Origin of the sequence: Streptomyces ossamyceticus, from assembly GCF_001418475.1 — a bacterium.
In the GTDB taxonomy this organism is placed as follows: domain Bacteria; phylum Actinomycetota; class Actinomycetes; order Streptomycetales; family Streptomycetaceae; genus Streptomyces; species Streptomyces ossamyceticus.
The window spans coordinates 1-10,395 of the sequence record NZ_LIQX01000542.1 but is presented as its reverse complement, the minus strand read 5'-3'; the positions used below and the strand labels follow the sequence as shown (position 1 = coordinate 10,395).

General features: G+C 70.6%; 11 protein-coding genes and 3 pseudogenes. 6 read left to right on the top strand and 8 right to left on the bottom strand.

The window, feature by feature from the left end; genetic code table 11:
- Together AOK15_RS47635 and AOK15_RS32620 are read right to left on the bottom strand one after the other, a co-directional pair.
- Positions 1–73: pseudogene (locus tag AOK15_RS47635) on the bottom strand (flavin reductase); the annotation flags it as partial.
- A 205-nt stretch (positions 74–278) separates the two neighbouring features.
- Positions 279–692, bottom strand: a complete 414-nt coding sequence (locus AOK15_RS32620) for a TlpA family protein disulfide reductase (RefSeq protein ID WP_055521928.1) — start codon at positions 690–692, stop codon at positions 279–281.
- 75 nt (positions 693–767) lie between these two features.
- Here AOK15_RS32620 and AOK15_RS32615 point away from each other — a divergent pair, with 75 nt between their 5' ends.
- Positions 768–1,184, top strand: a complete 417-nt coding sequence (locus AOK15_RS32615; protein WP_055521927.1) for a DUF4395 domain-containing protein — start codon at positions 768–770, stop codon at positions 1,182–1,184.
- A 186-nt stretch (positions 1,185–1,370) separates the two neighbouring features.
- The gene (locus tag AOK15_RS32610) at positions 1,371–2,099 is read left to right on the top strand and encodes a lysophospholipid acyltransferase family protein (protein WP_055521926.1); all 729 of its coding nucleotides are present in this window, start codon (positions 1,371–1,373) and stop codon (positions 2,097–2,099) included.
- A gap of 194 nt (positions 2,100–2,293) precedes the next feature.
- Here the strand turns inward: AOK15_RS32610 and AOK15_RS32605 are convergent, their stop codons facing one another.
- The 4 genes from AOK15_RS32605 to AOK15_RS32590 all read right to left on the bottom strand — a co-directional run bounded on the left by AOK15_RS32605 (position 2,294) and on the right by AOK15_RS32590 (position 6,244).
- Complete coding sequence (locus tag AOK15_RS32605; RefSeq protein WP_055521925.1) at positions 2,294–2,887, bottom strand: transglutaminase-like domain-containing protein; 594 nt, start codon at positions 2,885–2,887, stop codon at positions 2,294–2,296.
- Positions 2,888–2,979: 92 nt separating this feature from the next.
- Positions 2,980–4,050 (bottom strand): threonine aldolase family protein, encoded by a 1,071-nt coding sequence (locus tag AOK15_RS32600; protein ID WP_055521924.1) that lies wholly within the window; start codon positions 4,048–4,050, stop codon positions 2,980–2,982.
- Complete coding sequence (locus AOK15_RS32595) at positions 4,047–4,799, bottom strand: SDR family oxidoreductase (protein ID WP_055521923.1); 753 nt, start codon at positions 4,797–4,799, stop codon at positions 4,047–4,049. The genes AOK15_RS32600 and AOK15_RS32595 overlap by 4 nt, the downstream gene beginning before the upstream one ends.
- A 47-nt stretch (positions 4,800–4,846) precedes the next feature.
- Positions 4,847–6,244 (bottom strand): DUF6421 family protein, encoded by a 1,398-nt coding sequence (locus AOK15_RS32590; protein ID WP_055521922.1) that lies wholly within the window; start codon positions 6,242–6,244, stop codon positions 4,847–4,849.
- 409 nt (positions 6,245–6,653) lie between these two features.
- On the opposite strand from AOK15_RS32590, the gene AOK15_RS32585 reads away from it, so the two are divergent.
- Positions 6,654–7,337: a glycerophosphodiester phosphodiesterase gene (locus AOK15_RS32585; protein ID WP_055521921.1), complete on the top strand. Its 684-nt coding sequence runs from the start codon at positions 6,654–6,656 to the stop codon at positions 7,335–7,337.
- On the opposite strand, the gene AOK15_RS32580 is transcribed toward AOK15_RS32585, so the two are convergent.
- Entirely contained in the window at positions 7,327–7,878 is a 552-nt protein-coding gene (locus AOK15_RS32580; RefSeq protein WP_055521920.1) for a GNAT family N-acetyltransferase, read from the bottom strand. The genes AOK15_RS32585 and AOK15_RS32580 overlap by 11 nt on opposite strands.
- Positions 7,879–7,952: 74 nt before the next feature.
- Between AOK15_RS32580 and AOK15_RS32575 the strand changes: the two genes are divergently transcribed.
- Together AOK15_RS32575 and AOK15_RS32570 are read left to right on the top strand one after the other, a co-directional pair.
- Complete coding sequence (locus AOK15_RS32575) at positions 7,953–8,345, top strand: VOC family protein (protein ID WP_055521919.1); 393 nt, start codon at positions 7,953–7,955, stop codon at positions 8,343–8,345.
- A 151-nt stretch (positions 8,346–8,496) separates the two neighbouring features.
- Positions 8,497–9,262 (top strand): annotated as a pseudogene (locus AOK15_RS32570) (VOC family protein).
- A 27-nt stretch (positions 9,263–9,289) separates the two neighbouring features.
- On the opposite strand, the gene AOK15_RS32565 reads toward AOK15_RS32570, so the two are convergent.
- Positions 9,290–9,838: a MarR family winged helix-turn-helix transcriptional regulator gene (locus AOK15_RS32565; RefSeq protein ID WP_055521918.1), complete on the bottom strand. Its 549-nt coding sequence runs from the start codon at positions 9,836–9,838 to the stop codon at positions 9,290–9,292.
- Positions 9,839–10,161: 323 nt separating this feature from the next.
- On the opposite strand from AOK15_RS32565, the pseudogene AOK15_RS32560 reads away from it, so the two are divergent.
- Positions 10,162–10,338 (top strand): annotated as a pseudogene (locus tag AOK15_RS32560) (DUF5134 domain-containing protein); the annotation flags it as partial.
- Positions 10,339–10,395 lie beyond the last annotated feature (57 nt).

Sequence of the window (10,395 nt, the reverse complement as noted above, 5' to 3'; positions counted from 1 at the left end):
GCCGCCGGAAGACGGAGCGCAGGAGGTCGGGGGAGGCGAGCCGGGGGGAACCGAGGCCGGAGGTGGCCGTCATGGGTGATGTCCTTCGGGTGGGGTCGACGAGCGGGGTCCGTGGCCGTTCAACAGCCTGGACAGCGCGAACTCGCCGTGCGGACCAGGTCCACATGGACACGCTCGAAGAGGAGGAGTTCCCGGGGCATGCCGTCAGATTGACGATACGTGACGCGTACAGTCAAGAGCGTTCCGTCATCCGGAAGGTGCGTCACGGGCCACTCCCCTCACACGGCTTCGCCGAGCGCGGCGATCACATCCGCCTTGCGCGGCTGCCCCGCCGCACGCCGTACGACCCGGCCGTCCGCGTCGAGGACGAGCACGGTCGGGGTCTTGAGGATATCGAGCCGACGGACCAGGTCGAGGTGTTGCTCGGCGTCGATCTCCACATGGGCGACGCCCGGGACCATCCCGGCGACCTCGGCGAGCACCCTGCGGGTGGCCCGGCAGGGGGCGCAGAAGGCGCTGGAGAACTGCAGGAGCGTGGCCCGTTCACCGAGCGCCTCCCCCAACTCGGCGGCGTCGAGCCGCTTCTCGCCGTCCCGCACCCGCACTCCGACCCTCCCGCTCCGCCGCCGTTGCAGCACTCCGTAGGCGCTCGCCGCGGCAAGCACCAGCACGCACACCACCAGTCCGGTCACAGGGTCCTTCAGCGTTCATGAGACTGCAAAGATTCCCGACTCCTCGAAGAGATTGGCTTGCGGAATGCTTGACGCATGGACATCGATGTGAGGGGTCCGCGCTTCGGCGCGGCCGTGACGGCGGTCGTGCTGGCCGTCGCGCTGATCAGTGGCAGCGCCTGGCTGCTGGCCTGGCAGACGTTCGCCTTCGCGCTGGGCGCGGCGGGCGGGGTGGGTCGTTCGCCGTACGGCTGGGTCTTCCGCAGGGTGGTCCGGCCGCGGCTCGGGCCGCCGACGGAGTTCGAGTCGCCCCGGCCGCCGCGGTTCGCCCAGACGGTCGGGCTGGTGTTCGCGCTGGTGGGGCTGGCCGGTTTCACGCTGGGCCCCGAGTGGCTGGGGCTCGCGGCGACGGGGGCGGCGCTCGCGGCGGCGTTCCTGAACGCGGTCTTCGGGTACTGCCTGGGGTGCGAGATGTACCTGCTCGTCCGCCGGGTGACGGTACGCGCCGGGTGAGGGCGGAGGATGGCCCGGCGTGGGCCGTACGGCCGACGTGACGAGAATCTCGCACTTCACCGGCACCAGGGCTGGCTACTCGTGCGTTCTTGGGGCACGATCTGCGACAGGCCGTAAACCTACGGCAGCGTAACTTTTCCGCCGGGAGCCCCCTCTCCCAGGCAGAGAGAAGGGTCCACTCCGTCCATGGCAGAGCTTGTCTACCGTCCCGCGATCGGTCTCGCCCACACCCTGTTCAAGGCCTGGGACCTGAAGATCGACTGCAAGGGGTCGGAGAACATCCCGCGCTCGGGCGGCGCCGTACTGGTCAGCAATCACATCAGCTACCTGGACTTCATCTTCGACGGTCTGGCCGCGCTGCCGCAGAAGCGGCTGGTGCGCTTCATGGCCAAGGAGTCGGTGTTCCGCCACAAGATCTCCGGCCCGCTGATGCGCAACATGCGGCACATCCCGGTGGACCGCACAAAGGGCGAGGCGGCCTACGAGCACGCGCTGGACTCACTGCGCTCCGGGGAGATCGTCGGCGTCTTCCCCGAGGCCACGATCTCGCAGTCGTTCACCCTCAAGAGCTTCAAGTCGGGCGCCGCCCGGCTGGCTCAGGAGGCCGGTGTCCCGCTGATCCCGATGGCGGTGTGGGGCACGCAGCGGCTGTGGACCAAGGGCCATCCGCGCAACTTCAAGCGCAGCCACATCCCGATCACCATCCGGGTGGGCGAGGCGATAGAGGCCTCCAAGGACAAGTACGCCGGTGCGATCACCCGGCAACTGCGCGAGCGCGTCCAGGAGTTGCTGGAGGCCGCGCAGCGCGCCTACCCGGTGCGCCCCAAGGATCCGGACGACACCTGGTGGATGCCGGCCCACCTCGGCGGCACGGCCCCGACCCCGGAGCAGGTCCGCGAGGCCGAGGCCCGCTGACCCGGCCCAGGGCCGGTCGTTCGGATCATGCCGATTTCGGGCTACGGCACCTTGATAGCCGCCGGTGAGCGGGGCTTGGTGCGTGCAACTGCAAGGCGGAGGAGGGCGTCAACGCGGAGCGTTGGCAACCGACGACAACGCCGCAGGTGTGCGTGCCAAGCCCCGCGGCCCAGGCGTGATCCGAACGACAGGCCCTAGAGCGCCACGGGGAGCGTCTCCCAGAGCAGTGTCCGGTCGGGCGCGGCTCTGAGCGCTGCAATGACGTCGGGGTGCGGCGCGGGGTGGAGGACCGGGTAGTCGCACTCCCCCGCGGCCGGGTCGGGGACCCATGCCAGTCGCTCCCCGGTGAGGGAGAAGCGGGCGTCCACGCCCGGTTTGTTGCCGCGGGGGTCCTGCCGGTGCCAGCCCCCGTCGAGGCGCACGGCGACCAGACCGTGCACGGCGTGTCCGCCGTCGTCGTCGTGCGCAAGCCGCTGGTAGCACAGGGCCGTCGGGATGTCCTCGGCCCGTAGAAGCGCGGTCAGCGCGTGCGCCTTGGCGTAGCAGATCCCGGTGCCCTGCTCCAGGACGTCCGAGGCGCGCCAGGTGACACGCGGGTCACCCGTGTCCGCCGAGTGCGGGATGGCGTCGCGGACGAACTCGAAGGCCGCTCGCGCATAGTCATACGAGTCGACCGACCGTCGGGCCAGCCGTGCCGCAGTCTCCCGCACCACCGGGTGATGATGGTCGATGACGTCGTCGGCGGCCAAGTAGGCGGACAGGTCAGGGGTTTCCTGGATCAGCTCCATGCCCGCAGAGCATAGAAATACGATCACCCGAGAGTCAATGCATTTTCAGGTGACCGTATATCTATGCAATCTGTTCCCTGGGGAGGGGACCCTCAGCGGGCCATCTCCTCCTTCAACGCCGCCACGAACCGGTCGACGTCGTCCTCGGTCGTGTCGAATGAGCACATCCAGCGGACGACGCCCGCGGCCTCGTCCCAGAAGTAGAAGCGGAACTTCTTCTGCAGACGCTCGCTCACTTCGTGCGGCAGCCGGGCGAAGACCCCGTTGGCCTGGACGGGATACAGCACCTCGACGCCGTGGACCGCGCGGACGCCCTCGGCGAGGCGCTGCGCCATCTCGTTGGAGTGGCGGGCGTTGCGCAGCCACAGGTCCCTGGCGAGCAGCGCCTCCAACTGCACGGAGACGAAACGCATCTTGGAGGCGAGCTGCATGGACAGCTTCCGCAGATGCTTCATCCGCCGGACCGCGTCCTGGTTGATGACGACGACGGCCTCGCCGAACATCGCACCGTTCTTGGTGCCGCCCAGGGAGAGGATGTCGACACCGACGGCGTCGGTGAAGGTGCGCATCGGCACGTCCAGCGAGGCGGCCGCGTTGGCTATCCGGGAGCCGTCCAGGTGCACCTTCATGCCGTGCGCGTGGGCGTGTTCGCAGATCGCGCGGATCTCGTCGGGCGTGTACAGCGTGCCCAGTTCCGTGCTCTGGGTGATCGAGACGGCCTGCGGCATCGCCCGGTGCTCGTCCTCCCAGCCGTACGCCTGCCGGTCGATCAGCTCGGGGGTGAGCTTGCCGTCCGGGGTGGGCACCGTGAGCAGCTTCAGTCCGCCGATCCGCTCCGGCGCACCGCACTCGTCGACGTTGATGTGGGCGCTCTCGGCGCAGATCACCGCGCCCCAGCGGTCGGTGACCGCCTGGAGCGCGACGACGTTTGCGCCGGTGCCGTTGAAGACCGGGAACGCCTCGGCGGTGGCGCCGAAGTGGCTGCGGATGATCCGCTGGAGGTTCTCGGTGTAGTCGTCCTCGCCGTACGCGACCTGGTGCCCGCCGTTGGCCAGGGCCAGGGCGGCGAGCACCTCCGGGTGGACCCCCGCGTAGTTGTCGCTGGCGAAGCCGCGGACCTCCGGGTCGTGATGGCGTCGTGCGTCGGTCCTGGGGGGATTCACGGCTTCTCGGTGAGCCACAGACGGTTCCCGTTCACTTCGGCGGCGGGCTTCTCCCAGACGTCGACGATGGCCTCGGCCAGCTCCTTGACGTCGGTGAACCCCGCGAACTTCGCGTTGGGGCGGTCAGCGCGCATCGCGTCGTGCACCAATGCCTTGACCACCAGGATGGCAGCCGCGGACGTCGGGCCCTCCGACCCCCCGGCCTTGCGGAAGTAGTCCGCCATGGCCAGCGTCCACGCCTCGGCGGCGGCCTTGGCGGAGGCGTAGGCGGCGTTGCCCGCGGTGGGCTTGCTCGCGCCGGCCGCGCTGATCAGGAGGTACCGGCCGCGGTCGCTGCGCTGGAGCGCCTCGTGGAAGGCGAGGGAGGTGTGCTGCACGGTGCGGATGAGGAGCATCTCCAGGAAGTCCCAGTCGTCGAGGCTGGTCCTGGTGAAGGTCTCGCTGCCGCGCCAGCCGCCGACGAGGTGGACGAGGCCGTCGACCCGGCCGAAGTCCTTCTCGACGCGCAGCGCCCAGTCGCGGGTCGACTTGAGGTCCAGCAGATCGACCGTGTCGCCGACGACGGTGGCGCCGCCGTGCGCGTAGCGGGCCGCGTCCACCGCCTCGGACAGGCGCTCCGGGTCGTTGTCGGAGCCGACGACGATCGCGCCGGCCTCGGCGAGCCGCAGCAGCGCCGCCCGGCCCGCGGGCCCGCCCGCGCCCGCCACCGCGATCACCGCGCCGCTGAGTGCTCCGTTGCCGTTCCCCATGGTCTTCGCCTCCTGAAGCGCCACTGTGACCTCTGCGGATCGGGCGCTCACGCGGCGGCCCGCTCGGCGTTCACCGCGGTGATGCCCTTGGTGGAGGCGATCACGTTCTTGAGCTTCTTGGCGAGCGCCTCATAGAACATGCTGAGCGGAAACTCGTCCGGAAGCACGTCGTCGACGAGCTTGCGCGGCGGCTGCGTCAGATCCAGGGCGTCGGGACCCTTGGCCCAGCGGGAGCCGGGGTGGGGTGCGAGGTAGGTGGAGACCAGCTCGTAGCCGGCGAACCAGTGGACCAGCTTCGGGCGGTCGATGCCGTCGCGGTAGAGCTTCTCGATCTCGGCGCACAGCTCGTTGGTGACCTGCGGGGCGCGCTGCCAGTCGATGAACAGCTTGTTGTCGGTCCAGCGGACGACGTCGTGCTTGTGCAGGTAGGCGAAGAGGAGCTGGCCGCCGAGGCCGTCGTAGTTGCGCACGCGCTCGCCGGTGACCGGGAAGCGGAACATCCGGTCGAACAGCACCGCGTACTGCACGTCACGGGCCTGCGGCACCCCGTCGGACTCCAGCTTCACGGCCTCCTTGAAGGCGGTGAGGTCGCAGCGCAGCTCCTCCAGGCCGTACATCCAGAACGGCTGGCGCTGCTTGATCATGAAGGGGTCGAAGGGCAGGTCGCCGTGGCTGTGGGTGCGGTCGTGGACCATGTCCCACAGGACGAAGGCCTCCTCGCAGCGCTTCTGGTCGTGGACCATCGCGGCGATGTCCTCGGGGAGCTCCAGGCCGAGGATGTCGACGGCGGCGTCGGTCACCCGGCGGAAGCGGGCGGCCTCGCGGTCGCAGAAGATGCCACCCCAGGAGAAACGTTCCGGCGCCTCGCGGACGGCGATCGTCTCGGGGAAGAGGACGGCGGAGTTGGTGTCGTAGCCGGCCGTGAAGTCCTCGAACTTGATGCCGCAGAACAGCGGGTTGTCGTAGCGGGTGCGCTCCAGTTCGGCCAGCCACTCGGGCCAGACCATGCGCAGCACGACCGCTTCGAGATTGCGGTCGGGGTTGCCGTTCTGCGTGTACATCGGGAAGACGACCAGGTGCTGGAGGCCGTCACGGCGGTCGGCGGCCGGCTGGAAGGCCAGCAGCGAGTCGAGGAAGTCCGGCACCTCGAAGCCGCCCTCGGCCCACCGGCGCAGATCCTTGACGAGCGCCTGGTGGTACGCCGCGTCGTGCGGCAGCAGCGCGGAGAGCTCCTCCACGGCGCCCACGACATCGCCTACGGCCTGCTCGGCGTCGGTGGCGCCGGGCGCGCCCTCGGCGTCGAAGTCGATCGAGCCGTCCTTGGACTGCCATGGCCGGATCCGCTCCACGGCATCCTTGAGCACGGGCCAGGCCGGGTGCTCCACCACCCTACCGACCGGAGGAACAGCGCCCTCCGTACCCACCTGCACAAGAATTTCCGTCATGACCCATCCTCCACGGGAGAACCTTTCGTACGGACACCGTATGTAGGGAAGCTCGTCTCCCGCAAGGTCGATCACATGACCAAGCCGGAAATCCTCCCGCCACCCCCAGTAACTAACCGCTGAATCTCCTGTCACACGCGTCCCAGGTCACAGTTTGTGCGAGGCCGTCGGCCAGAGGGGTCTTCTGGGTCAACGCGCACCGGACTCGCCCACTCAGGGATGACCCGGTTCGCGCGGACACGCGAGGAAACGGTCCTGTTCTCCGACGTGACACGGCCTGAGATGGCTCGAAAGGGCTTGTGCACGTACGGATGCATCGCGGGGCCGGACGACTACGCTGCGGCCCAGCCGCGTGCCGTCCCCTCCCGGTCACGCGGCCCGAGCCGCCGTCGACGGAAGCGAGTCCACCTTGAACTTCCTCACCATCGGTCACCGCGGAGTCATGGGTGTCGAACCGGAGAACACCCTGCGTTCCTTCGTCGCCGCCGATCGCGCGGGCCTCGACGTCATCGAACTCGATCTGCATCTGAGCAAGGACGGCGCACTCGTCGTCATGCACGACGCGGATGTGGACCGGACGACCGACGGCACGGGCCCCATCGCCGACAAGACCCTCGCCGAGCTGCGCGCCCTCGACGCGGGGCGCGGCGAGCGGATCCCCACCTTCGAGGAGGTGCTCGACGCCGTCCGGGCGCCCTTGCAGGCCGAGATCAAGGACACGGCGGCGGCCCGCGCCCTCGCCGAGGTCATGCACCGGCGCGACCTGGTGGGACGGGTCGAGGTGCTGTCCTTCCACGACGAGGCGGTCGCCGAGATCGCCCGGCTCGTCCCCGGCGTGCGCACCGCGCTGGTCGCCAGCCGGTACGGCCTGGACGTCGTGGACCGGGCGGTCGCGGTCGGCGCCTCCACCCTCGTCCTGAACATCCGGCGGCTCACCCTGGAGGTCGTCGAGCGCGCCCGCAAGGCGAATCTGCGCATCATCGGCTGGGTGGTCAACACCCAGGACCATCTGCGTCTGGTGCGCGCGCTGCAGTTGGACGGCGCGACCACGGACTACCCGGACATCAAACGCACCGGCCGTTTCACGGCGTGACCGGCCGCCTCAGCTCCTTCACCAGCAACTCGAAGCGCAGGTCGTCCCGCAGCGGGACACCGAAGCGCTCGTCGCCGTACGGGAACGGGCTCATGCGTCCCGTACGGCGGTAGCCACGCCGCTCGTACCAGGCGATGAGGTCGTCCCGTACGGAGATCACGGTCATGTGCATCTCCCCGGCGGCCCAGGTCTCGACCGCGATCCGCTCGGCCTCGGCGATGATCGTCTTGCCGAGGCCGGCGCCCTGGAGCGCCGGGCTCACCGCGAACATCCCGAAGTAGACGTGGTCGCCGCGGTGTTCGAGCTGGCAGCAGGCGACGACCGTGCCGTCCCGCTCCACGGTGAGCAGTCGACTGTCGGGCGACTTGATGACGTCCAGGACGCCCTGCGGGTCGGTGCGCCGCCCGTCGAGGATGTCCGCCTCCGTGGTCCAGCCGACCCGGCTGGAGTCCCCCCGGTACGCCGACTCGATCAACGCGACGAGCACGTCCACGTCGACGTCGGTGGCATCACGGAAGGTCAGGCCGGGGGCGGTGTCCATGGGCGCTCCTGACGGATCTGGCTGCGGCGCGGGCACGCTGAAGCGTAGTCCTGCGCCGACTAGGCTCCGACGGCATGGTCCATGTATTGAGCAGCCGTACCCTTCTGCGCCCCACCGACCCGGAGCGCTCCCGTGTCTTCTACGGCGAGAAGCTGGGGCTCCCCGTGTACCGCGAGTTCGGTACGGGTGACCACCGAGGGGTCGTGTACTTCCTCGGCGGCGGCTTCCTGGAGGTCGCCGGGCACTCCGACACCCCGCCCTCGCCCGCGCTGAAGCTGTGGCTCCAGGTGGCGGACGTGACGGCGGCACACGAGGAGCTGGTGGCGGCCGGGGTGGAGGTGCGGCGGCCGCCGGTGCGGGAGCCGTGGGGGCTGATCGAGATGTGGATCGCCGACCCGGACGGTACGGAGATCGTGCTGGTGGAGATCCCGGCGGACCATCCGCTGCGGTACCGGCCCGGCATCTGAGCCGGCCCGCCGGGCGTCGGCCCGGCGCCGGCCCCGTGCCCGACCCGCGGGGCCCGTCGGACGCTCCACCGGGACGCCGGGGCCCCGGTGGCCGGGGCCGGGGTGCGGGCATAGCGTGCTGGTGGGGGCCGTCCCTTCCGCGAGGAGCGCCATGAAGCTCGACAGGCCGGTGACCGGTGGGCCCTGCTGGACCGAGCTGGGGACCGGTGATCTGGAGGCGGCCAAGCGGTTCTACACCGAGCTGTTCGGATGGCGTCCGGAGACCGACCCGCGCCAGGAGGCCTGGCGGGTACACCGTGGCGCACCTGGGCGACGCCGCCGTCGCCGCGCTCGCGCCGCTGTACCAGGAGTCGCAGCCGGTGGCGTGGAACGTGTCGTTCGCGGTGGCCGACGCGGACGCCGCGGTCGGGTCGGTCCGGGCGGCCGGCGGGTCGATCGTCCTGGAGCCCATGGACGTCTTCGACATCGGACGGTTCGCGGTGGCGTTCGACCCGGGCGGCGCGGCCTTCCAGCTCTGGGAGGCCCGCACCTTCCCCGGTGCCGGTCTGTTCAACGCGCCCGGCGCCCTCGGCTGGGTGGAGCTGCTGACCCGCGCTCCGGAGGGGGCCGAGGCCTTCTACACCACCGTGTTCGGCTGGACCGTGCACGCCTCCGAGCACTACACGCAGTGGGGCATCGCCGGTGCCGACTTCGGCGGCATGATCACCATGGACGAGAAGTTCCCGCACGAGGTGCCCTCGCACTGGCTGCCCTACTTCGCCGTCGAGGACGTGGACGACACCGCCCGGATCGCCGTCGGCGCCGGGGGCACCGTGCTCATGGAGCCGACCACGGTGCCGGAGGGCCCGCGCATCGCCGTGCTGCGCGACCCCCAGGGCGCCATGTTCGGCGTGTACCCGGCGGACGGGGAGCGCTGAGCCGTCGGACGTGCGCGCGCCGGGGCCTCAGGTGCGCGGCAGGCCCAGCCGGTCCTCCAGCTGGATCAGCAACTCTCCCAGCAGACCGGCCAGTTCACGGCGGTCGTCGGTGCCGACGCCGGACAGCACATTCGTCTCGTAGGCCAGTTGCTCCGGCAGGACGCTGTCCACGAGGTCACGGCCGGAGTCCGTGAGCCGGACATGGGCGACACGCCGGTCCCGGGCGTCGCCGCGCCGCTCCACCAGCCCGCGTTCGCTGAGCAGCTTGACGCGTTTGGTGACGGCCGCGCCGGAGGCGAACGTCTCACGGGCGATCTCACTGGGCGTCAGCTCGTGGCCGGTGCGGCGCAGGGTGCCGAGGACGTCGAACTCGGGGCGGGTGAGCCCGGCGCGGCGCAGCGGCGCGTCCTCCGCCTGCTGAAGGAGGGCGGCACATCGGTTCACCCGGCCGATGATCTCCATGGGGCCGGTGTCGAGACCGGGGTGCACCGTCTGCCACTGACGCACCACCTTGGCGACCGTGTCCCCCAGAGCCGCGCCGCTTCCCGCCGCCGTCCGCCCGTTGCCTGCCGTCATGCCGGTGCGCCCTCCGAAGCGTGGAATCCGTGCTGTCGTGCCGTCGCCGTGAGCGTACGGTGTCCGGCCCACCGGACGCGGTCACCCGCTCCGACGGCGGGGCGCGCGCACCCCTGCTCAGCCGCACCCCGCTCAGCCGCCCACCGCTCCGAGGGGCCAAGCCCCCTTCCGATGCACCCCGGCTGTCGCGCCGATGCACCCCGCGCGCTCCCCCGCATACTCCCGTGCGCTTGTCTGCGCGCCACCGGGCAGGGGCATGCCCTGACCGACTGGTCGACCTCACGGTCATCGCTGTTCGACGCCGTCGAGCGTGGAGGTGCACGGTGCACGGACCGGCTTCGCCCGGCTGGCTGCTGGTCGCGCTGTGCGCGCTGACCGGTGGGTACTGCCTGCTGCGGATGCGCAGCGCCGTCGAGGAGCAGCGCAGGGCCGCGGGCGGTGAGGCGCTCATGGGGTTCGGCATGGCCGCGATGGCCGTGCCCGCAGCGACGGCGGCGCCGAACACGACGGCGTAGGCCAGCCAGGCCCAGCGAGGGGGCGCCGCCGTCGCTGCGGGC